Source organism: Bacteroides sp. AM37-9, assembly GCF_003603455.1.
Taxonomy (GTDB): Bacteria; Bacteroidota; Bacteroidia; order Bacteroidales; family Bacteroidaceae; genus Bacteroides; species Bacteroides xylanisolvens.
Genome location: NZ_QTNF01000013.1, coordinates 120,511 through 142,603, shown reverse-complemented (window position 1 = coordinate 142,603; position 22,093 = coordinate 120,511). Strand labels below are relative to the sequence as shown.

Here is a 22,093-nt window from a genome sequence, read left to right as displayed (position 1 = left end):
CACTTTAAAGAAAGCTACAAATAGTTACCCCCAAGAAATTGCGGGTGAGCCGTCACTATCCCATCCGGATGTTTACCCTATCCCATGAAGATACCGTCACTATAATAAGCGGATAGCGTCAATATGTTTCAAGTTCCCATTCCATCGATAAAAATTAAAAGCTTTCGAAAAAAAATTCTTCCGTTTAACATTTGAAACATAGCAGGTTATCTCATTTTACAAAAAATAGGTAAAAAAAATCTTGCTAAAAGATTTGCGTAGTCCAAAAGTTCCCCCTATATTTGCACCGCATTTGAGAGAGAATGCGGGTTCAAGGAAGTTTGGGTGAGTGGCTGAAACCACCAGTTTGCTAAACTGACGTACTCGTAAGGGTACCGGGGGTTCGAATCCCCCAGCTTCCGCAAAAAATCTCAATATAAAAAAGAGCTAAGTTTTAAAGACTTGGCTCTTTTTAATCTATCAAACTCCGGTGGGTTCGTCTAACGGTTAGGACACATGCCTCTCACGCATGTAATACGAGTTCGATTCTCGTACCCACTACAAAGAAAAAGAGGAAATGCAGTTAAACTACATTTCCTCTTTTTCTTTATAGATCTCAAAGTAAGATTCTTTATCCATTCTCAACCGGACTCTTTCTTCCCTCTTCTGCCCGGCCAGGTTTACGAACAAGTTGAAATACAGTTGGCTGAAAGAAAGGTTGGAACGATCATAGGTTATATCAAACGTCCAGGTTCTACGGAAAGAATCGAAAGTAGCGAATGGTTGCTCACCTCCTTTACACATAAACACTTCCGGGAAAGACGTAGGCGGATAAGGCTGGAATAAGCCCGCTAATTGGGCATACACATAGTCAATCATCCATTCGTCTCCCGTCAAGGTCAATTCCCCTTTCAAGCGGAGTTTGATTGCATAACTGGCAGTCACGTCAGACGAGGTATAAACAGGGACTTGGCTTTCTGCCGAATAGTTACCGTCTTTATATCCAAGACTCATCGTTAGTTTAGACCGGCCGACGCCATTAAATCCATCTACTTCCCGATCCGCCGACTGATTTTTCAGGTTAATCATAAATGTCAGTTTACCGAGAGTCGGGTCACCCGGATATTGCGCAAGCGTGTCCAACACATAATCTTCGGTATTATAACTTCGGGCTATCAAATCTCCCTTTCCTGCTTCCAAAGCCGGACCGCCTCTTTCCACATCCACGTTGCCAACCGGATAATAAATAGCATCATTATCCCTAACGCAACCACTCAAACAAAACAGCAACACTGCCAAGCCTATTATCTTATTCATAATCACCTTACTTCTTGATTTTGCGGACAAAGATACATCTTTTTTATACCACCCTTGATTTATGTCAACCGTTTTTAGTATTTTTGCACACATCAAGACAGAAAAGACATGGATACACTATTAAGAGAGACTGTAAATGCTGTTGTCAATTCCCGCTTTCCGGAGATGAGTATAGAAGGAAGACGGCAGATAGAAAGCATACTGATTCGTGAAGAATTCCCCAAAGGAGCCATAGCGCTAAACGAGGGAGAAGTAGCCCACGAACTTGTTTTTGTAGGAAAAGGCATGCTTAGGCAGTACTATTACAAAAACGGGAAAGACGTGACCGAACATTTCTCATACGAAGGATGTATCGTGATGTGCATTGAAAGTTTTCTGAAACAAGTACCCACCCGGCTAATTGTGGAAACTCTTGAACCTTCCATTATTTATTTATTCCCCCGCGACATGATACAAAAATTAGCGAGGGAGAACTGGGAAATCAACATGTTCTATCAAAAGATATTGGAATACTCTTTAATTGTATCACAGGTTAAAGCAGACTCCTGGCGTTTCGAATCCGCTCGCGAACGCTATAACCTCCTGCTCGAAACACATCCGGAAATCATCAAACGCGCTCCTCTGGCACACATCGCTTCCTATCTTCTGATGACACCGGAGACACTAAGCCGTGTACGCTCCGGTGTTCTATGATTTTAGCGACTTTTCCGGTATTCTTTTGGAGACATACCGGTGTAATGCTTGAAATATTTCCCAAAGAAAGACTGGTTTGCAAAATTCAGCCGGTCGGCAATCTCCTGTATATTCATACTTGAAGAATTCAGGAGGGCTTTCGCTTCCAGAATCACCAACTCGTCAATCCACTCTCCCACCGTTTTTCCGCTGACTTCTTTCACGACTCCCGAAAGATGTTTCGGCGTCAGACACAGTTGGTCGGCATAATATTTTACGCTGCGTTCAGACTGGTAAGACTCCACCAGAGACTCATAAAAGCGTTCGAAGATATACTCTTTCCGGCTTTTATTCTTCATCGTAGTAGCGTTTGCAGGTGCATGATTAGTAAAAATAGTGCAAAGCTCGAAAAAGAACCCCTGCATCAGTCCCATTACCACTTCCCTACGATATAAAGCTTCCTTATTCCTCAACCGTTTCCTGATAAACGCGTGATACTCCTTCACCACCTCCTGCTCGTGCGGAGTGAGGTCGAAACACGGATAATCTTTCAGATAGAAAAACAAAGAAAGCACATTTCCGATCTTAGGCAACGTTTCCAGCAAGTTCTTCGACACAGCAAAGAAAATGCCTTTAAAATCGGGACTGAAATACCGCTGCTCGATAATCTGATTAGGCAGTGCTATCACCATCAATCCAGGACACAATTGAAATTCACGCAGACTAATCTTAAAAGTACCGGTACCCTCCAGACAAAGCCCCACCGTCAACACTTCCAGTTTGGTAGGCCCGTTATACAACGATATAACGCTCTCCGTATCGAAAAGCGCTATATCATTATCAACAACATCAATGTTGTCGGCATCTATATGTTTAGAATGAACTACCGAAGAAATACCTACTTTCGGAACACTTTGAATATCCATACTCTCTCTTTTTTTGGCGACAAATATACCAGCATTTAATCAGATATACAAGCCAATCGGGAGCATTATCGGACATAATGAACACTTTTAGATACTTATCGAACAGACCGGAACAGATATTCATAATCACGTTTGGCAGCCGGCACCGTCCACTTTTCCGGGACAAACTTCCACTGATTGAGCGCTTTCGGGTCCATCGTTCCTTTCTCCTCAATATAATTCATCAGATAGAAACGGAGATCCTTATCCGTAGAGAAAATAATGCGGTCTTTCAATTTCTCCTGCGGGATGCCCGACCCTTTCGTCAGCAATTCTCCGCCACCATTGCCACGGTAAGAATTCAAGGCCACCTTATATATCTTATCCATGCGGAAAGGAGAACCATCGGCCATGCTTGTGATCGTTATCTTCTCGCCCTGCGGTTTAGTGACATCCACCGTATAAATAATGCCCGAAGCCGAGTCAAAATTAAAACTATAATTCTGGAAAGACGCTCTATCCTCCGCACCTTCACGACGTTTCTCCTTGAACCAGAGCAGATGATCTTCCGGCGATTTCATCCGGTTCGTCCACATATAATAAGACATCTCCAAGAAATCCTTAATCTCCTTTCCGGACAGAGTCATCACATACAGCATGTTCTCATACTTATATAAATTGAACATATCACTCACAAATACATCCCCCTTCTTTATTTCCGAGTCAAACGAAAGCGGAGCGGCAAACGAGATGTCGGCACCGGTGATGTCGAGCTGCAAGGTATGTATCAGGTCGATAAAGGCAGAAGGGCCGAAGAAAGCAGGATGAGTGGAGATACTTTCGGTAAAAGTGCCGATCTTCTTCGAAACGAACTTCTGCACCGTTTCATATTGCGGGGCAAAACGCTTCATAAAGTCCTCGCTGATTCCGTAAGCCTCCGTTTCCGTCAAGACACCCTTAATATCCTTGCTCTGCACCTTTCCATCTTTCAGTTTCAAGGTCACATCTACATTAGACATAACAATCCCATTGCTAGCCGGATCGATAATCAACACCGAGTCTCCGGCAACATTCATCACCTTCTTACATTCGCGGGAATGATCGTGCCCCATCAATACGATATCGAATCCCGGCACATTCTTCGCTACGTTGAGAGAAGCGTTCTCGTTGTACTTGCCCGACATTTTGAAAGCCTCCTGTCCGGCATGGAACAAGCCGATCACCAAATCCGGGTTCTCTTTTTCACGGATAACCTTCATCCATTTGCGTGCCGTCTCTTCCATATCGTCGAAACGCAATCCTTTCCACAGGTTTTCGGAGAGCCATGCAGGGATGGCTGGGGTAATCATTCCCAATACCACGATCTTCACGCCCTCACGTTCCAACACTTTATAAGGAGCCAGATGGGGCTGTCCCGTAGATGTATCTATGATGTTGGCACCCAACACAGGGAAATCACAAGTGGCAATCCAACGGTCGAAAACGGCACGTCCCGTTTCCACGTCATGGTTACCCATGTTGCCGGCATCATACTTCATGTAATTCATCATTTCCGAGCAAAGATGGGGAGACACCGTATCTATATAATTATAGTAATAGGCAGTGGGCTGTCCCTGCAAAATATCGCCGTTATCCAGCAATATCAGATTCTCCTTATATTGCTCGCGCTCTTTCTGCACGAAAGAATAAACCCGTGCGAGACTCCCCTTCCACTCGTGGCGGGTTATAAAATTATAAGGATAATAATTGCCGTGTACGTCACTTGTTTCTACAATCTTCAGTTTCACCACCTTTTCCTGCGCCGCAACAGACAGAGCGAGGCAGAGAAGCAAGCCATAAATTAATACGATTCGTTTCATTCTTTTTCTATATTTAGATTTAACGGATGAGAGAATACAAACCGCGCCCCACCGGTATAGTCAGGATCGATCCATATACTTCCTTTCCATTTGTGCACAATCAATTTACAGATAGACAATCCCAGTCCGGTACCCTGGGCATATTCATTCAGTTTCTCAAAACGCTCGAACACAAGTCCCTGTTTTTCTTTCGGGATGCCGCATCCGGTGTCCGTCACCGAGAAGACAGCCATTTGCGTTTCCTCGTTCACAGAAAAGTCCAATGTGATCTTACCGCGTTTCGTAAACTTGTTGGCGTTGGACAGCAGGTTAATCATCACTTGCTGCATACGCTGCACATCCGTCACCATCCGGAAAGATTCGAAAGAAGTGGTAAACAAGAACTGGTTTTCCGACGACTGCCGCGAAAAACTAACAGACGCCACCACCTGGCTGCACAACTGCACCACGTCACATTCCTCCCAAGTCAGCGTCACCCGGTTGGCCTCCAGACGTGAAAGGTCGAGAATATCGTTAATCAGTCGAAGCAACAAATCCGAATTGGTTTTGATAATCTGATAATAAGACTGCTGTTCCTCCTCCGTGCTACCGCCAACGGCCAATACATCCGAGAATCCTACAATCGAATTCAACGGTGTGCGTATCTCATGGCTCATATTAGCAAGGAAAGCACTCTTCAGACGATTAGACTCTTCCGCCCTGTCTTTTGCTACGCGCAAGTCCTTCTCCGATTTCAGCAGCTCATCTTTCAGGCGTTTCGTACGGAAATAATAGAAGAGAGAGATGCACAAGCCGAGCACCAGTATCACAAACAAAGCACAGGCAGACCATATCTGATAAGTATATTGCTGATAGAACGAAACCGGCTGGTTGACAAGCTGCACTTTAAAAGGCAATACCGCCGGGTCCAGCCCCCATTCCTTCACCTTCCGGCTATCCAATACCGCTTTGCAGCCGATTACCGAAAGATGTTTCGCCGTATCCTGCGGGTGCGTATCCATCCGTACAGACTCCATAGCCATCTCTCCACCCACTTTCCGGTAGTCGGGCAACACCCCTCCTATCGCCCAATGACCGAGACTCACCGATGAAGGGGTAAAAGTCGGAATGGTAGGGGTAACTTCCATCATGGCATACGTGGCATTTCTCATGAAATACCCCTCGTTCATATCCACCCGCCATGTTCCCACCAGGATCACCGTGTTTTCGGGCAGTTGCCTCAACTCCTCAACGATGGTATAAATAGAATGTTTCCGTCCATCCATCAGAATCAAATCCAGATCGGGGAATTTCTTCATTTCTTTTCGCACCAATGCTTGCATGGTCACTCCGCCATACGTGTTGTCCGAAATAAAGGCAATGTGTTTCGTTTTCGGATAGAAGGCTTGAATCATCTGAATATTACCCTCTATATCATATTGGTTGATAAATCCCGATTTGAGTTCGGGGATATTCAGATGGTCATCGAAGAGATCGACAGATTCGGGCATCCAGCTATCCAGGCTTCCCACGGTATCTTCCGGCAATATCACCACGTTGCTACTCGCCAGACTGCACATCACGGGCACTTTCACCTGCATTTCATCCCGCTGAGACAAATAAGCGGCCCATGCTTCCTGACCTAACAAGATAATCTGCGCCGGATGCTTTTCTCCCTGGTATTTAGCAAGAATCTGTGTCATCATTTTGCTCCATAGCGGAGCTTCCGAGAAGCTTTTACAGTTCATATTCTCGATGATGATGTCGCGCTGTCCTCCCAACTTACTATATTCATCCATATAATCGGAAATAGTGACCGATGTTTGGTGCGCTGCCGGATTATAAGAACAGATAATCAGAATAGGTTTCTTATCGTTAGAGACAGCCAAGACCTTCGATGACTGCAGGAGCCAAAGAAAACAGATAAAAAAATATCCAAGACGTCCCAGCATAATAATGCAGTTTTGATGTGTTAATTCATTAATTGAGTTGCAAATATAGTAAAACTTGTCGGGTTTAACAGATTTATATGTATTTTTGTCGCTCATTTACTGTCAAAAAATACAAATTATGGAATTATTTCACAAGATGATTTCCGGATTTCTGGGCATACCGGAAAGACAAATAAGCAGCACGCTCCATCTTTTGGGCGAAGGTGCTACGATTCCTTTCATCAGCCGATACCGCAAAGAAGCCACTGGCGGGCTGGATGAGGTGCAGATAGAGCAGATCAAAGAGCAACACGATAAGTTGTGCGACATAGCCAAACGGAAAGAAACGATTCTCGGCACCATCACCGAACAGGGCAAACTGACTGCCGAACTGGAGAAACGCATCAACGACACCTGGAACCCGACGGAACTGGAAGATATATACCTCCCTTACAAACCCAAACGGAAGACACGTGCCGAAGTGGCCCGCCAGAAAGGACTGGAGCCGCTTGCCACCATCCTGCTGTTGCAACGGGAAAACAACCTTAGCGCCAAAGCTGCTTCCTTTGTAAAAGGTGAAGTGAAAGATGTGGAAGATGCGCTGAAAGGTGCGCGTGACATTATCGCGGAGCAGGTGAACGAAGACGAGCGTGCCCGCAACGCGGTACGTAACCAGTTCGGGCGCCAGGCAGAGATTACGGCCAAACTAGTCAAAGGAAAAGAGGAAGAAGCAGCGAAATACCGCGATTATTTCGATTTCTCCGAGCCACTGAAACGTTGCACGTCCCACCGTCTGCTCGCCATCCGCCGGGCAGAGTCGGAAGGGTTGCTGAAAGTGTCTATCAATCCTGACGACGAGGCCTGCATCGAACGTTTGGAACGCCAATTCGTACGTGGCAACAACGAATGTAGCCGGCAAGTGGGCGAAGCTACGACGGATGCTTACAAACGGTTGCTCAAGCCTTCCATTGAAACAGAATTTGCCGCCCAATCCAAAGAGAAAGCCGACGATGAAGCAATTCGCGTATTCACCGAAAACCTCCGCCAACTTCTTCTCGCTCCGCCATTGGGACAAAAACGGGTGCTCGCCATCGACCCCGGATTCCGTACCGGATGTAAGGTGGTTTGTCTCGACGCACAAGGCAATCTGTTGCATAATGAGAATATCTATCCGCATCCTCCGATCAACAAGACCGGCGAGGCTGCTTCGAAACTTCGCAAGATGATTGAGGCCTACCAGATAGAAGCCATCTCCATCGGTAACGGAACGGCAAGCCGGGAGACGGAAGATTTCATCAACAGTCAGAGTTTCGACCGTCAGATACCCGTGTTTGTAGTCAGCGAGCAGGGGGCTTCCATTTATTCGGCTTCCAAAATTGCTCGTGACGAGTTTCCGGATTACGACGTAACGGTGCGTGGGGCAGTCTCCATCGGACGCCGCCTGATGGATCCGTTGGCAGAGTTGGTGAAGATAGATCCCAAGTCTATCGGCGTGGGCCAATACCAGCACGATGTAGACCAGACGAAGCTGAAGAAAGCACTCGATCAGACGGTAGAGAATTGCGTGAACCTGGTCGGGGTAAATCTCAATACGGCAAGCAGTCATCTGCTCACTTATATATCCGGTCTGGGCCCCCAACTGGCACAGAACATTGTCAATTACCGGGCGGAGAACGGAGCTTTCAGTTCGCGGAAAGAACTGATGAAAGTGCCGCGCATGGGCGCCAAAGCCTTTGAGCAATGTGCAGGATTTCTTCGCATCCCCGGAGCTAAAAATCCGTTGGATCATACCGCCGTGCATCCGGAAAGTTACCACATCGTAGAGCAAATGGCCAAAGACCTGAAATGCACCATCGACGAGTTGATAGCCGACAAGGAACTTCGCCGGAAGATCAATATTTCCGACTACATCACTCCTACCGTCGGTCTGCCTACCTTACAGGACATTTTGCAGGAGCTCGACAAGCCGGGACGTGACCCGCGCAAGGCTATCAAAGTCTTCGAGTTCGACAAGAATGTACGCACCATAGCCGATTTGCGCGAAGGGATGATTCTTCCGGGCATTGTAGGCAATATCACTAATTTCGGGGCGTTTGTCGATATAGGAATTAAGGAGAACGGTCTTGTACACCTTTCTCAATTAGCGGAACGGTTCATTTCCGACCCGACAGAAGTGGTGTCCATCCATCAGCACGTCATGGTGAGGGTGATGAATGTAGATTATGACCGGAAACGGATTCAACTTAGTATGATCGGGGTACCGCAAGACTGATTGCTTCTCTTTTCTCTCCCCACCACACGATCAGAATCGTAAATACAATCATAAGTACTGTGCAAATGAGCGAGCCTTCAAAACCGAAGGCTCCGCCATTCAGCACGTTTTCTTCGGGCATACGCAAAGTCAGCATACTGGTAGTGAAGTTGTTTCCGCTTACCTGATAACCGAGGATGGGGCCTTGAATCCAATTCCAGAAAAGATGAAGCGAGATAGGGAAACACAGGTTGCGCGTATATAGATAGGAAGCTCCCAGCAGCATACCTGCCAGCAACAGGTTGAGCATAGGCAGGAAAGCGATTTCGGGATTGAAGATGTGCATAAAGGCGAATAACGCTGCCGAGACAAAAAGTGCCAGGAATTTATTCATGGTGGTATGCAATAGGCGTCCGAGGATATAGCCGCGCATCAGTATTTCTTCGAACAAGGCGACCAGCAGGAAAAATACCCACGAGCCCAGCAGGTCCAACGGCTTGAACTGGAAACCGGTGACTTCTATCTCTCCCAAAACGAACGAGATTCCGAAGCCGAACAGATAGAGCAGGATTGCCATCAGGAGGCCATACCACAGTCCCTTAACGTGTCCTTTTAAGGAGAGCCCCAAATCAGAAAACGGACGGCGTTCGAAGCGAAGCATAGGAATAGCGGCGGTCAGAACGGCGAGCAGCATACTGGCTTCGAGAATAATGTATCCCATCACTCCCGGATGGCGGGCTTCCACACCCAACACCAACGACAAACATCCGCGGGCCAGCGTACCATACAATCCAAGAAGGATGAAAAGTATCACAATAAACAGCGGGATACAAGCCCACACAGGAAGTCTTTTGGGTTCTTTGCCCCCAGCAATGTTGTCTGCCTCCATTTTTACAATTTGTTAATCCGGCTACAAAATTAGATATAAAACATAAAAAAACATCATGTATTCTCTATTTTTCCTATATTTGTCAGAACAAATCTACAAAATTATGAAAATTAAACTACTATTGATAAGTTTCTTATTGGCCGCTAATGCGTTAGGAGCAGCCGCCCAAGTGAGTAAAACGTATTATGTGAGTAAGCCCGGTACGCTGATTTCCATGATGACTGAAGAGGAAGCCAACAGTGTCACCCATCTCACACTGACCGGAAAACTGAACGCGGAGGACTTCCGCCATCTCCGTGACGAATTTGATAATCTGAAAGTATTGGATATTTCGAACGCTGAAATCAAGATGTACAGCGGAAAAGCGGGCACTTATCCCAACGGGAAATTCTATATTTATATGCCGAACTTCATTCCTGCATACGCATTCTCGAATGTGGTGGACGGAGTGACCAAAGGCAAAGCCACGCTGGAGAAAGTGATTCTTTCGGAGAAAACAAAGAATATCGAAGATGCCGCCTTCAAAGGTTGCGAGAACCTGAAAATCTGCCAGATCCGAAAGAAGACAGCTCCCAACCTGTTGCCGGAAGCGTTGGCAGACAGCGTTACCGCTATCTTCGTCCCCCTGGGCAGCAGCGACTCTTACCGCTACAAGGACAGATGGCAGAACTTTGCGTTTATCGAGGGGGAACCGGTAGAGACTACCCTGCAAGTGGGCGCCATGGGCAAACTGGAAGAAGAGATCCTGAAAGCGGGACTGCAACCCAGAGACATCAACTTCCTGACCGTTGAAGGTAAACTGGATAACGCCGACTTCAAACTGATCCGCGATTATATGCCGAATCTCGTTTCTGTCGATATTTCCAGAACGAACGCAACGGCTATCCCCGACTTCACTTTCGCACAGAAAAAGTATCTGTTGAATATGAAATTACCTCATAATCTGAAATCTATCGGACAGCGTGTATTTAGCAACTGCGGTCGCCTTTGCGGCACGTTGGAGCTGCCAGCCAGTGTGACGGCTATTGAGTTCGGTGCTTTTATGGGATGCGATAATCTCCGCTATGTGTTGGCTACCGGAAATAAGATTACGACACTGGGTGATAATTTATTCGGGGAGGGAGTTCCGAGTAAGTTGGTTTATAAGAAATAAATATACGATTTATTTTATGAGTAATAAAAAATAGAGAGGGTGAAATAGAAAATCTATGCACCCTCTCTAAAATAAACTAATCCTCTGTTTCTTACAGACTCATCGCATTAGCTCCAAATACGCCTGCTACTGCTGACGCCACCGCGATGACTACTTTCAAAATCATATCCCAAAGGGATTTCTTACTTGCCATAACTCTACACACCTCCTTTCCGAACTCTTTAAATGATTCATTACTTCCTATGACCTGCGCACTACTTCCTAAAAAAACGATTCTCACTACATGATGTCGTTATCCGGCTGAACGCATATCAGCGTTGTCTGGTTGGACACATATCGTTGTTGTCCTATTGAGAACTAAGCTTTTACTCATCAGGAGTTCAAAACTCCGCTTTCACCTCAAAACACGGACACGCCTTGATCCATTCTTCCGGTTCAATCTCCCCGTTTCCGTTGCGGTCGGGACTTAAATCCCGATGACCGCACACCCGGCTACCGGGGAAAGTCTCAAATAATTGATGTACCAGTAAGCGGAGTGCCGCCCGTTGTTCCGGTGTCCGCGTGTCTGCCGGACAACCGTGGGCATCCAAACCGCCTTCGTAGCAGATACCGACACTGTTCGAATTGAATCCTTTCACGTGCGCACCGATACGTTCAATCGGTCGGGTGAGGTGCACTGTTCCATCCTTGCGGATGTAGTAGTGATAACCTGTTCCGTTAAATCCACGCCGACGGTGTTGCATCTCCAAGTCATCCGGCGTGAGAGAACGGTCGGCACGGGTGGCGGAACAGTGGATCACGATCAAATCAATCTTTCTCATCATAGTGCCACTATTTTTCTTATCAGTTGTAAACATTATCTGCACTCTACGAATTAAGCTGCCGGATCCGGAGCTTCACCGCTACCGCCTCCGCTACCTCCACCGGAGTCTCCGCCACCTTCATCACCGGGATCTTCACCATCGGTTTTCTTTTTCTTGGGCGCGTCGAGATCCAGAAACTCGATTTTCTCACCGGCACGGGTAGACGTCAGATTAGGACGGACACTGCTCGAAGGACGGAAATTGATGTTCACCGTCTTGATGTTCTTCATCGTACACTCATCTTTCGTGTCCACTCCCCGCGTGGTAGCGGAAAGGCTGAATACACCAAAATCATGAATATTGACGGATTTACCGTCGAACAGCGCCGTACGCATCGCTTCTACGAGATTAGTCAGCACACTCTGAATGTCACCCAGCGACAGGGAACTTTTCTCTTTCATCGTGTAAGCAAGTTTATCCAGGTCTACACTCTGTCCCTGCGTCACAAGTTGCGGATGATACTTCACCACCCCATCAACCTTTCTCGGATCTTTACGACCCATTCTTTTAAATGGTATTGCCATGATAAATTAAAAATTGAGAATTAATAATTGAAAAATAAATATTACAGATTGCAGTTGCCGCAATCAATATCGGAAGAGAGGAACGAGCTCTGTTTCTTTTTCTTTCGATACCTCAAAGATAGTGTATTACAGGGGAATGAAATGACGTACTTTGTCTTAGTCTGACGTACTTTGTCTTACTTTCATCCAGAATGTATTTACTTTTATTCAGAATGATTTTATTTTACTTATACACTTGGAGGACCGGGAGATTTTCCGTATATTTGAAATACGATAAAATTAATTTTCCGAAGATATGAAAGCAGAAAAAGAAGAGATAGCAGAGGAGCCGTTTGTCATACGTCCGTATTTGAAATCGGAGCTGGCACATTTATATAATCCGTATGTACCATTGGTGTATGCCATGCGGAAAATGAGGGAGTGGATCAGAAATAACAAAGAATTATATGACGCAATGTATAGCGGCGGCGAAGGAAAAAACGACCACGCTTATAGTGCAAGACAGGTGCGGCTCATCGTGAGGTATCTCGATGAGCCATGAATCTCTTTAGGGCAAGTGCTGATTAGCTATAACGAAAATAAAATTAGCTATAATGAAATCGAGATTAGCTATAATGAAATCAGAATTAGCTATAATGAAATCAAGATTAGCTATAATGAAAACAAAAGCGGTTATGGGGGTATTCTGTCCGATATCTGTTTTATAATGCCAGCCCTGCAACTGTGCCCTGTCGATATTATGATGGGACTCCGTGTAATACATGGTATCTTGAGGACAAACAGACTGTGTGTTTTCTTATTGAATGCTGTTAGTTTTCTTATTTAATAATGTACACGTGCGCAGGCGCGAGAGAATATTCTTTTTATATAGAAAAAGCGTGTAATTGAGGTGGAGGGGTTCCACCTCAATTACACGCTTTTTCCATCAAATAAAATATATAAAGAGAATAAAAAGTATAAGTAAACGATAGAAACAAAATAAAACGTACCTTTGCGTCTTTTTAGACCAACATTTTTTAACACTAATCAAATAACACTTAAAATCATGAGAAAAAAGACATTTTTTCCGAAGGCTTCGTTTACCAGAACAAACAGGCTGTAACACTCGAAAAGGGAGAATTTCCCCAAGTATCCCAGTTTATCACGCAAATGCTTGGCACTGTCAACAATTTGTATACCAACAGAATAGAGGTAAGTCCAGGCGACCGCAAGAAGTATCTCCTTCCCTTTGTCCATCTCTGTTATGACCATGACTCTGTTTTTAACATTAAAAGCCCCAAATACTTTGCAGAGTTGTTGTTTATGACTGTTGATTTCAAGAAATCGGATGATTCGGACGAATCATTAAGCGTGGAAGAGATTGATTGCGAGATACAAAGAATGAAAAGAACGCTTCTTGAGGATTAACACGAAAGAAGCGACTGTTAAAAAACTGCTTTTTGAGTACCAAAAGCAGTTTTTTTATTCTACATGAAAAGCCGTCCTTTGCAGTGTGTTAATATTAACACGACTTACATTCATATCAATAATTTAAATGGAAAATATCTCAATAACGACATACAGGGGATTATCACTCGTATCAGGAAGTATCAGTATCCGGCAAATGTTCGAATTTATCCGGGGAGATATCTATCGCGACAGAATCCGGAGACTCCGGGAAGCAATGGATGCAGGAGAAACGGTGAAAGCAGACCACATGAAGAAGCAACTGCCCTACTGCACCATCACGGCTACTTACGCCAAGGAAAGGCTGGCTTACAGTCTGGACACGTATCAGGACATCATCACGCTCGACTGTGACGATATGCCGGCAGAAAAGATCCCGGAATTCCGCCAACTAGTGAACGATTGCCCCGACACGCTAGGCAGCTTCGTCAGCCCCCGGATGCACGGGCTGAAGATCTTCGTCTATCTTACCGGCAATGAAGCGGAAGCCTTACGCACCGAACTGAACGCATTGGGAACCGTAGACTTCCTCACCCTCGAACGCTACCACCACCGCATGTACGCCCTGGCAAGCAGCCAATATGAAAAGCTGCTCAATACCAAAGTAGACACCAGCGGAAGCGACCCGGGACGCGGATTCTTCGTGTCGCACGATCCGGACGCTTTCCTCTCTACCGAACGACTGGAAAACGTGAAGCCGCTGACCATAAAAGTGACACTGCCCACTGAAGAAGAATGTAAAAACAAGAAGCGCAAAAATCCGGGAAAACGATCCCCGCTCCTCCCCGTGCAGGAGAATGCGTCGCCCATCGACCTGCAAGTGCAACTCGACTTCCGCAAGGCGCTGGAGTACACCAAACGCAAAGAACGTCTCGAGATAGGCAACCGGGACAATTTCTTCTATTGTCTCGGCAATCAGTGTTACCACCGCCATATCACGGAAGAGGAATCCGTCAGTCTGGCACACAGTCATTTCGGCGACCTACCCGACTTCGACCTCACACTCCCCCTGCACAATGCCTACCAATACACCTCAAAGACCGACCAGGCAGAAGAAGAAAGCCAACAACCGAGAATATGCCAGATCATCAAATTTATGGACGAACACTACGAAATCAGGAGAAACGTGGTGAAAGAGCAAATCGAGTTCCGGAAAATAATACCTGATCTCCCTAAAACAGAGCAGCCGCCTTTCAGTACACTGCGCACAAAGGATATCAACACATTCTATATCAACGCACAGATGAAGAAGATATACAGTTCGCAAGCTAATTTGAAAGCACTGGTAGACTCGGACTATGCAAAGCCGTTCAACCCGTTTGTCCATTATTTCACCTCACTCCAGACATGGGACGGGAAAACAGACCACATCGGCCAACTGACAAAAACAGTGAAAGCGGCAGACCAGGCCTTTTTTGAAGACAGCTTCCGCCGCTGGCTGGTGGGAATGGTGGCATGTGCCATCGACGACGAAGCGCAAAACCACCAGTTGATGCTGCTCCACGGCGCACAGGGAAAAGGCAAGAGTACTTTTGTCCGCCATCTCCTCCCACCGGAGCTGAAGGATTATTATCGCAACGGCATGATTAGTCCCGACAACAAAGACCATCTCCTGCAAATGTCGTCCTGCCTGCTCATCAATCTGGATGAGTTTGATACGCTCTCTCCCGCACGCATGCAGGAGCTGAAAAGTCTCATCACGCAAGATGTGATGAACGAACGGAAGGTTTACGACATCCAGAATTACACGTTCATCCGCCGCGCATCATTCATCGCCAGCACCAACAACCCGCACTGTCTGCCGGACATCGGCGAGAACAGGCGCATCCTGTTCAATACGTTGCTGGAAATAGATTATCACACGCCTGTCAACCATCAGGGGATATATGCACAAGCATACGCACTCTACCGGCAGGGGTTTCAATATTGGTATGAGAACCAGGAGATTACGTTTCTCAACAACCGCAATGAGGCGTTCCGCCAAAAAGATCCGTTAGAGGAGAATCTCTTCTTCTATTTCCGGGCAGCCAGACCGAACGATATACAAGCAAAATGGTATCCTGCCTCCCAGCTGCTGTCAATATTGAGCATGAACGGGCGCACACAGGCCAACGCACAGATGAAACAAATGCTGGTCACGGTATTGGAAAACAACCATTTCCACTCACGAAAGACCTCCAACAACATCACGGAATATTGGGTGGTGGAGTATTCGGCCGAAGAGCGCAAAGAAAATTCAATACGCCCGCAGCTTCCGGTGCAGACGGGGTTGGAGTTGTAGTTTTCCCCGAAATGGCAGTTTTCCCACGGATAGTCGTTTTTCCACAAAATAGCTTTTTCCTCCGAATAGTCGTTTTTGCACGAAATAACAGATAAACGGATAAATTAGTGGCATTAAACGTGTCACATTCATCCGTTTTCCGTATATTTGCTCGATATGAATGATGAATAAAGAAAGGAATCGCAATATGATGAAGCAAATACCATACGGATTGACGGATTTCGGTCGCATCCAAAAAGAAAACTATTATTATGTGGATAAGACGATGTTTATCGAAAAGATAGAAATGCAACCGTCTTATCTGTTCCTGATCCGTCCCCGGCGCTTCGGGAAAAGCCTGACGCTGGCAATGCTGGAGGCTTATTATGACGTTCGGTATGCCGACCAGTTCGACGAATTGTTCGGCCATCTGTATATCGGGCAGCATCCTACGCCGATACATAACCAGTTTCTCATCATGAGATTCAATTTCTCGGAGGTGAGCTCGAATATCAATGAGGTGGAGGAATCTTTCCGGTTGCATTGTTGCGGGAAACTAAGACATTTTCTGCAAAAGTACGAACATATTTTGGGAAAGGAAATCTGGAACGTGCTGAACGAAGAAACGCTCGAAGAACCGGGAGCACTGCTATCCGCCATCAATTCGTATGCCACCCTCAAGGGAGACATCAAAATCTATCTCCTGATTGATGAATACGATAATTTCACGAATACCATTCTTTCTACTTACGGCACGGACTTATATCGAAAAGCGACGCATGGCGAAGGGTATATCCGCAGGTTTTTCAATGTAATCAAAGCCGCCACGACGGGAATGGGTTCTGCCGTCAACCGTTTGTTCATCACAGGAGTAAGCCCGGTGACGATGGACGACGTGACAAGCGGATTCAACATCGGAACGAATATCACCACCGACCCGTGGTTTAACGACCTTGTAGGTTTCAGCGAGAAGGAATTGCGCGAGATGCTGACGTATTATAAGGAACAAGGCGCTCTCCCGATGTCGGTAGACGATGCAGTGACAATGATGAAGCCTAACTATGACAATTATTGCTTCAGTAAAAATAAATTAGCAGATTGTATGTTCAACTCGGACATGGTGCTCTACTGCATGAAGTCATTGATATTGCACGGAGTAAAACCGGACGAGATTGTAGATCCCAATATCCGTACGGACTTTAACAAGCTTGCCTACCTTGTCCGTCTCGACCATGGACTGGGCGAAAACTTCTCCGTCATCAAGGAGATTGCGGAGCAAGGCGAGATAGTGACTGAAATAGTCACCCATTTCTCCGCACTGGAAATGACGGACGTGGGCAACTTCAAATCTCTGCTGTTCTATTTCGGACTGCTTTCTATCAAAGGGGTGGATATGATGGGGCGTCCCATCCTGCACATTCCCAATCTGGTGGTTCGCGAACAGCTATTCAATTTCCTGATTCAGGGATATGCCCGTCATGACATCTTCAAGCTCGACGTGAACCGCTTGCGCACTCTGTTTGAGAATATGTCTTTCAAAGGAGACTGGAAACCGTTGTTCGAATTTCTAGCAGAGGCCATTCGGGAGCAGAGCCGGATAAGGGAGTACATAGAAGGGGAAGCTCATATCAAAGGATTCCTCCTCGCCTATCTAAGTATGTTCCGCTATTATCAACTATATCCGGAATATGAGATGAATAAGGGTTTTGCCGATTTCTTCTTTAAGCCCAGTCCGGCGGCACCTGTATCTCCACCGTACACGTATCTATTGGAGGTGAAGTATGCGAAAGCAGGAGCATCGGAGAAAGAGATACGCGCGCTTGCCGATGATGCGCGGGAACAGTTGATTCGCTATAGCAAGGATGAATGTGTGGCAGAAGCTCGTGAGAAAGGGGGCTTGAAACTGGCAACGATCGTATGGCGCAGTTGGGAATTGGTGCTGATGGAAGAGGTATAATAAAGTACTTGTCACATTACAAACACCGATTTAGGTATGCACTCACCTCCACATCTGATATTGGGCTAAATAAATAATCTCATCAGAACAGGTGAATGGAATCCTATCTATAAAAATCAGGCGCGGATTGCACGAATTGCACGATTTCTTTAAAATCAGAAACGTGTTATCCGTGTAATTCGCGCCTAAGTTTTATACGATGGCTACGACGTCCAAGACGGGGAATTACTTATCCCCGTACATCTTCGCTCTCAATTCCTTGATGTGATCGGACGTGATATATTCGTCATACTCCATCATCTTGTCGATGATACCGTTCGGTGTCAGTTCGATGATACGGTTGGCAACCGTCTGGATAAACTCGTGGTCATGAGAAGAGAAAAGGATGTTTCCCCTGTATGTCTTCAGGTTGTTGTTGAATGCCTGGATAGATTCCAAATCCAAGTGGTTGGTCGGAGTGTCCAGAATCAGACAGTTCGCATTGCGGAGCTGCATACGGGCAATCATACAACGCATCTTCTCACCTCCGGAGAGTACGCTTACTTTCTTCAACACCTCTTCGCCGGAGAAAAGCATACGGCCGAGGAAACCTTTCATATACACTTCGTTTCCTTCACCAAACTGGCTCAACCAGTCCACCAGGTTGAGGTCGGTATTGAAGAAATCGGTATTATCCAGCGGCAGGTAAGCAGTGGTAATGGTTACCCCCCAGTTGAAGGTACCGGCATCCGGCTTCATGTTTCCGTTGATGATTTCGAAGAACGCAGTCATCGCACGCGGGTTGCGCGACAGGAATACCACTTTGTCACCTTTCTCTACGTTGAAATTGACGTCGTTGAAAAGCACTACGCCTTCCTCCGTCTTCTTGCTCAATCCGGAAACTTCCAGAATCTGGTTGCCCGGCTCGCGTTCGGGAGTGAAGATGATGCCCGGATACTTACGTGAAGAAGGTTTGATTTCTTCTACGTTCAGTTTCTCCAACATCTTCTTACGGCTCGTGGTCTGCTTGCTCTTCGCTACGTTGGCGCTGAAACGGCGGATAAATTCTTCCAACTCTTTCTTCTTCTCTTCAGCCTTCGCCTTCTGGTTCTGCTGCTGACGAAGAGCCAACTGGCTGGATTCGTACCAGAAACTATAGTTACCGGCAAACATATTGATTTTTCCGTAGTCGATGTCTACGGTGTGCGTACATACAGAATCGAGGAAGTGACGGTCGTGACTCACTACCAATACGGTATGCTCGAAGTTGGAGAGATACTCTTCCAACCAGGTCACTGTCTCCATATCCAAGTCATTGGTAGGCTCATCGAGCAAGAGATTGTCCGGATTTCCGTACAATGCCTGCGCCAGCATGACACGCACTTTTTCCTTACCGCTCAACTCACCCATCAATACATAATGCTTATCTTCTTTCACGCCCAGTCCGCTCAACAGCATGGCTGCGTCGCTTTCCGCATTCCATCCGTCCAACTCGGCAAATTTCTCTTCCAACTCGGATACTTTCAGTCCGTCTTCATCTGTGAAATCTTCTTTCGCATACAATTCTTCGCGTTGCTTCATGATGTCCCACAACACAGTATGCCCCATCATCACAGTATCCATAACGGTATAAGAGTCCCACTTAAAGTGGTCCTGGCTCAACACCGAAAGGCGTTCGCCCGGTCCGAGCGCAATGGTACCCGTTGTCGGGTCCAAATCTCCGTAAATCGTACGAAGGAAGGTAGATTTTCCCGCACCGTTAGCACCAATAATACCATAACAATTACCACTCGTAAACTTCAAGTTTACGTCATTAAACAACACTCTTTTACCAAACTGTACCGAAACGTTCGAAACTGTAATCATCTTCTTTATTTACTATTTTACTAGTTACTATTTTACTATTTTGCTAGCTACTATTTTACTATTTCGTTAGTTACTATTTTAGTATTAACTATTTTAGCGTGCAAAGTTAGACATTTAAAATGAATTATGAGCTATCTGATATGTGCCAATCTGACATAAAAGCGTTACCTTTGCTGCGTTTTTTGGCAAAACAGCCAACTTGGCAAAGTTTTTGCAGACAAAATCAATGACATCCGGTCAGCCCGGTATGTTTATTGGCGTTATTCTACCAAGTAAGATAACGTGTGTGTTAAATAGTAAATAGTAACTAGTAAAATAGTAAATACCAAGATGGATCCGAAAGAAAAAAAAGTGAAGGAAGAAGAACTGAACGTTGAGGAAACTCAAAACCATGCGGAAGAACAACCGCAAAACGAACAAGCGGAGGACGCCACTCCCCTGACTCATGAAGAAGAGTTGGAAAAAGAACTGGAAAAGGCCCAAGAGGAGATTGAAGAGCAGAAGGATAAATACCTGCGCTTGTCTGCCGAATTTGACAACTACCGGAAACGCACCATGAAGGAAAAGGCCGAACTGATTCTGAACGGTGGCGAAAAGAGCCTTAGCAGCATTCTTCCGGTGGTGGACGACTTCGAACGTGCCATCAAAACAATGGAAACGGCAACAGATGTCAATGCCGTAAAAGAAGGAGTAGAACTGATTTACAATAAATTTATGGCTGTCCTGGCACAAAACGGTGTGAAAGTCATCGAAACAAAAGACCAACCACTGGACACTGATTACCATGAAGCCATCGCGGTAATCCCCGCACCGTCGGAAGCACAGAAAGGTAAGATTCTGGACTGTGTGCAAACGGGATATACACTGAACGACAAAGTGCTCCGCCACGCTAAAGTGGTAGTAGGAGAATGAGGAGATTTATGAATTATGATTTATGATTTATGGCTGCGCTATTGACCTGCAGGGTAAATCATAAATCATAAATCAGAATTCATAAATCATAAATCTTTTCAATCATAAATCAATAATTGGGCATGGCAGAAAAAAGAGACTATTACGAAATATTGGAGGTGACGAAGACAGCCACAGTAGAAGAAATAAAGAAAGCATACCGTAAGAAAGCAATTCAGTATCACCCCGACAAGAATCCGGGCGACAAGGAGGCTGAAGAGAAATTTAAGGAGGCGGCCGAGGCATACGACGTGTTGAGCAATCCGGAGAAGCGTTCGCGTTACGATCAGTTCGGTCATGCGGGAGTGAGCGGTGCGGCAGGCAATGGCGGTCCGTTCGGTGGTTTCGGTGGCGAGGGAATGTCGATGGATGACATCTTCTCTATGTTTGGCGACATCTTTGGTGGCCGCGGCGGCGGTTTCGGGGGAGGCTTCGGAGGATTCAGCGGATTTGGCGGCGGTGGCGGTTCACAGCAACGCCGGTATCGCGGCAGTGACCTCCGTGTGAAAGTGAAGCTGACATTGAAGGAAATCTCTACCGGAGTAGAAAAGAAATTTAAACTCAAAAAATATGTGCCGTGCGACCAGTGTCATGGCACGGGTGCCGAGGGTGACGGCGGATCGGAGACTTGTCCTACTTGTAAGGGTAGCGGCTCGGTGATTCGTAACCAGCAGACCATTCTGGGCACGATGCAGACTCGCGTCACTTGTTCTACGTGTGGCGGTGAGGGAAAGATTATCAAGAATAAATGTAAGAAGTGTGGTGGCGACGGAATCGTTTACGGTGAGGAAGTGGTATCGGTGAATATCCCTGCCGGAGTGGCAGAGGGGATGCAGCTCTCTATGGGCGGCAAAGGAAATGCCGGCAAGCACAACGGTGTGGCAGGCGACTTATTGATCCTCGTTGAGGAAGAACCGCATCAGGACTTGATTCGCGACGAGAATGATTTGATTTATAATCTGTTGCTTAGTTTCCCGACGGCTGCACTGGGCGGTGCTGTGGAAATTCCGACAATCGACGGCAAAGTGAAAGTGAAGATTGATTCGGGTACTCAACCGGGTAAAGTGCTTCGCTTGCGTGGCAAGGGGTTGCCGAATGTAAACGGGTACGGTACGGGAGATTTGCTGGTCAATATCAGTATCTATGTGCCGGAAGCTCTCAACAAGGAGGAAAAGAACACGCTCGAAAAGATGGAAGCTTCGGACAATTTCAAACCTAACACGTCGGTAAAAGAGAAGATTTTCAAGAAATTCAAGAGTTTCTTCGATTAGTCTTTTTGCTATCATATTATCATATATAAGGTATAAGTGGG

Annotated in this window: 18 protein-coding genes and 2 tRNA genes; 10 read left to right on the top strand and 10 right to left on the bottom strand. The window is 46.1% G+C overall.

Annotated elements, in window-relative coordinates; genetic code table 11:
- Positions 1-314 precede the first annotated feature (314 nt).
- A tRNA-Ser gene (locus DW862_RS11525) sits at positions 315-401 on the top strand.
- A gap of 67 nt (positions 402-468) precedes the next feature.
- Positions 469-540 (top strand) — tRNA-Glu (locus DW862_RS11520).
- Positions 541-567: 27 nt separating this feature from the next.
- Here the strand turns inward: DW862_RS11520 and DW862_RS11515 are convergent.
- Positions 568-1,389 (bottom strand): DUF3845 domain-containing protein, encoded by an 822-nt coding sequence (locus DW862_RS11515; protein WP_120068294.1) that lies wholly within the window; start codon positions 1,387-1,389, stop codon positions 568-570.
- Positions 1,390-1,404: 15 nt separating this feature from the next.
- Here DW862_RS11515 and DW862_RS11510 point away from each other — a divergent pair, with 15 nt between their 5' ends.
- Positions 1,405-1,989, top strand: a complete 585-nt coding sequence (locus DW862_RS11510) for a Crp/Fnr family transcriptional regulator (protein ID WP_004316331.1) — start codon at positions 1,405-1,407, stop codon at positions 1,987-1,989.
- A 2-nt stretch (positions 1,990-1,991) separates the two neighbouring features.
- Here DW862_RS11510 and DW862_RS11505 read toward each other — a convergent pair whose 3' ends face one another.
- The 3 genes from DW862_RS11505 to DW862_RS11495 all read right to left on the bottom strand — a co-directional run bounded on the left by DW862_RS11505 (position 1,992) and on the right by DW862_RS11495 (position 6,663).
- Entirely contained in the window at positions 1,992-2,894 is a 903-nt protein-coding gene (locus tag DW862_RS11505) for an AraC family transcriptional regulator (protein WP_015531278.1), read from the bottom strand.
- Positions 2,895-2,989: 95 nt separating this feature from the next.
- Complete coding sequence (locus DW862_RS11500; RefSeq protein ID WP_120068290.1) at positions 2,990-4,732, bottom strand: bifunctional UDP-sugar hydrolase/5'-nucleotidase; 1,743 nt, start codon at positions 4,730-4,732, stop codon at positions 2,990-2,992.
- The gene (locus DW862_RS11495; RefSeq protein WP_118196559.1) at positions 4,729-6,663 is read right to left on the bottom strand and encodes a HAMP domain-containing sensor histidine kinase; all 1,935 of its coding nucleotides are present in this window, start codon (positions 6,661-6,663) and stop codon (positions 4,729-4,731) included. Before DW862_RS11495 ends, DW862_RS11500 begins: the two co-directional genes overlap by 4 nt.
- Positions 6,664-6,781: 118 nt before the next feature.
- Here DW862_RS11495 and DW862_RS11490 point away from each other — a divergent pair, with 118 nt between their 5' ends.
- Positions 6,782-8,914, top strand: coding sequence for a Tex family protein (locus tag DW862_RS11490; RefSeq protein ID WP_008644202.1), 2,133 nt, complete (start codon positions 6,782-6,784; stop codon positions 8,912-8,914).
- Here the strand turns inward: DW862_RS11490 and DW862_RS11485 are convergent.
- The gene (locus tag DW862_RS11485) at positions 8,886-9,782 is read right to left on the bottom strand and encodes a CPBP family intramembrane glutamic endopeptidase (protein ID WP_120068287.1); all 897 of its coding nucleotides are present in this window, start codon (positions 9,780-9,782) and stop codon (positions 8,886-8,888) included. The two genes, DW862_RS11490 and DW862_RS11485, sit on opposite strands and share 29 nt — an antisense overlap.
- A 103-nt stretch (positions 9,783-9,885) precedes the next feature.
- Here DW862_RS11485 and DW862_RS11480 point away from each other — a divergent pair, with 103 nt between their 5' ends.
- The gene (locus DW862_RS11480; protein ID WP_008770942.1) at positions 9,886-10,935 is read left to right on the top strand and encodes a leucine-rich repeat domain-containing protein; all 1,050 of its coding nucleotides are present in this window, start codon (positions 9,886-9,888) and stop codon (positions 10,933-10,935) included.
- Positions 10,936-11,026: 91 nt separating this feature from the next.
- On the opposite strand, the gene DW862_RS25910 is transcribed toward DW862_RS11480, so the two are convergent.
- The 3 genes from DW862_RS25910 to DW862_RS11465 all read right to left on the bottom strand — a co-directional run bounded on the left by DW862_RS25910 (position 11,027) and on the right by DW862_RS11465 (position 12,322).
- Positions 11,027-11,128, bottom strand: a complete 102-nt coding sequence (locus tag DW862_RS25910) for a smalltalk protein (protein WP_151433306.1) — start codon at positions 11,126-11,128, stop codon at positions 11,027-11,029.
- Positions 11,129-11,315: 187 nt separating this feature from the next.
- A complete protein-coding gene (locus DW862_RS11470; RefSeq protein ID WP_044133090.1) occupies positions 11,316-11,759 on the bottom strand; it encodes an N-acetylmuramoyl-L-alanine amidase in 444 nt (147 codons plus the stop codon).
- A gap of 50 nt (positions 11,760-11,809) precedes the next feature.
- Positions 11,810-12,322: an HU family DNA-binding protein gene (locus tag DW862_RS11465; RefSeq protein WP_008022053.1), complete on the bottom strand. Its 513-nt coding sequence runs from the start codon at positions 12,320-12,322 to the stop codon at positions 11,810-11,812.
- Positions 12,323-12,617: 295 nt separating this feature from the next.
- On the opposite strand from DW862_RS11465, the gene DW862_RS11460 reads away from it, so the two are divergent.
- Entirely contained in the window at positions 12,618-12,863 is a 246-nt protein-coding gene (locus DW862_RS11460; protein WP_004297879.1) for a DUF4248 domain-containing protein, read from the top strand.
- 485 nt (positions 12,864-13,348) lie between these two features.
- On the opposite strand, the gene DW862_RS11450 is transcribed toward DW862_RS11460, so the two are convergent.
- The gene (locus DW862_RS11450; protein WP_120068281.1) at positions 13,349-13,573 is read right to left on the bottom strand and encodes a hypothetical protein; all 225 of its coding nucleotides are present in this window, start codon (positions 13,571-13,573) and stop codon (positions 13,349-13,351) included.
- Between the two features lie 283 nt (positions 13,574-13,856).
- On the opposite strand from DW862_RS11450, the gene DW862_RS11445 reads away from it, so the two are divergent.
- Positions 13,857-16,049, top strand: a complete 2,193-nt coding sequence (locus DW862_RS11445; protein WP_120068278.1) for a VapE domain-containing protein — start codon at positions 13,857-13,859, stop codon at positions 16,047-16,049.
- A 187-nt stretch (positions 16,050-16,236) separates the two neighbouring features.
- Positions 16,237-17,985 carry an ATP-binding protein gene (locus DW862_RS11440; RefSeq protein ID WP_009039380.1) on the top strand — a complete coding sequence of 583 codons (1,749 nt, stop codon included), beginning with the start codon at positions 16,237-16,239 and terminating at the stop codon, positions 17,983-17,985.
- Positions 17,986-18,210: 225 nt separating this feature from the next.
- On the opposite strand, the gene DW862_RS11435 is transcribed toward DW862_RS11440, so the two are convergent.
- Complete coding sequence (locus DW862_RS11435; protein WP_004315798.1) at positions 18,211-19,830, bottom strand: ABC-F family ATP-binding cassette domain-containing protein; 1,620 nt, start codon at positions 19,828-19,830, stop codon at positions 18,211-18,213.
- Positions 19,831-20,160: 330 nt separating this feature from the next.
- Between DW862_RS11435 and DW862_RS11430 the strand changes: the two genes are divergently transcribed.
- Positions 20,161-20,742, top strand: a complete 582-nt coding sequence (locus tag DW862_RS11430) for a nucleotide exchange factor GrpE (RefSeq protein ID WP_004315797.1) — start codon at positions 20,161-20,163, stop codon at positions 20,740-20,742.
- 122 nt (positions 20,743-20,864) lie between these two features.
- A complete protein-coding gene (gene dnaJ, locus DW862_RS11425; protein WP_004315796.1) occupies positions 20,865-22,052 on the top strand; it encodes a molecular chaperone DnaJ in 1,188 nt (395 codons plus the stop codon).
- Positions 22,053-22,093 lie beyond the last annotated feature (41 nt).

Coding starts and splice junctions, on each gene's coding strand:
- DW862_RS11515 (WP_120068294.1), bottom strand. CDS start 1,389: ATGTGTGCAAAAATACTAAAAACGGTTGACATAAATCAAGGGTGGTAT.
- DW862_RS11490 (WP_008644202.1), top strand. CDS start 6,782: ATGGAATTATTTCACAAGATGATTTCCGGATTTCTGGGCATACCGGAA.
- DW862_RS11485 (WP_120068287.1), bottom strand. CDS start 9,782: ATGGAGGCAGACAACATTGCTGGGGGCAAAGAACCCAAAAGACTTCCT.
- DW862_RS11500 (WP_120068290.1), bottom strand. CDS start 4,732: ATGAAACGAATCGTATTAATTTATGGCTTGCTTCTCTGCCTCGCTCTG.
- DW862_RS11495 (WP_118196559.1), bottom strand. CDS start 6,663: ATGCTGGGACGTCTTGGATATTTTTTTATCTGTTTTCTTTGGCTCCTG.
- DW862_RS11470 (WP_044133090.1), bottom strand. CDS start 11,759: ATGATGAGAAAGATTGATTTGATCGTGATCCACTGTTCCGCCACCCGT.
- DW862_RS11465 (WP_008022053.1), bottom strand. CDS start 12,322: ATGGCAATACCATTTAAAAGAATGGGTCGTAAAGATCCGAGAAAGGTT.
- DW862_RS11440 (WP_009039380.1), top strand. CDS start 16,237: ATGATGAAGCAAATACCATACGGATTGACGGATTTCGGTCGCATCCAA.
- dnaJ (WP_004315796.1), top strand. CDS start 20,865: ATGGCAGAAAAAAGAGACTATTACGAAATATTGGAGGTGACGAAGACA.
- DW862_RS11445 (WP_120068278.1), top strand. CDS start 13,857: ATGGAAAATATCTCAATAACGACATACAGGGGATTATCACTCGTATCA.
- DW862_RS11480 (WP_008770942.1), top strand. CDS start 9,886: ATGAAAATTAAACTACTATTGATAAGTTTCTTATTGGCCGCTAATGCG.
- DW862_RS11430 (WP_004315797.1), top strand. CDS start 20,161: ATGGATCCGAAAGAAAAAAAAGTGAAGGAAGAAGAACTGAACGTTGAG.
- DW862_RS11460 (WP_004297879.1), top strand. CDS start 12,618: ATGAAAGCAGAAAAAGAAGAGATAGCAGAGGAGCCGTTTGTCATACGT.
- DW862_RS11450 (WP_120068281.1), bottom strand. CDS start 13,573: ATGGTCATAACAGAGATGGACAAAGGGAAGGAGATACTTCTTGCGGTC.
- DW862_RS11510 (WP_004316331.1), top strand. CDS start 1,405: ATGGATACACTATTAAGAGAGACTGTAAATGCTGTTGTCAATTCCCGC.
- DW862_RS11435 (WP_004315798.1), bottom strand. CDS start 19,830: ATGATTACAGTTTCGAACGTTTCGGTACAGTTTGGTAAAAGAGTGTTG.
- DW862_RS25910 (WP_151433306.1), bottom strand. CDS start 11,128: ATGGCAAGTAAGAAATCCCTTTGGGATATGATTTTGAAAGTAGTCATC.
- DW862_RS11505 (WP_015531278.1), bottom strand. CDS start 2,894: ATGGATATTCAAAGTGTTCCGAAAGTAGGTATTTCTTCGGTAGTTCAT.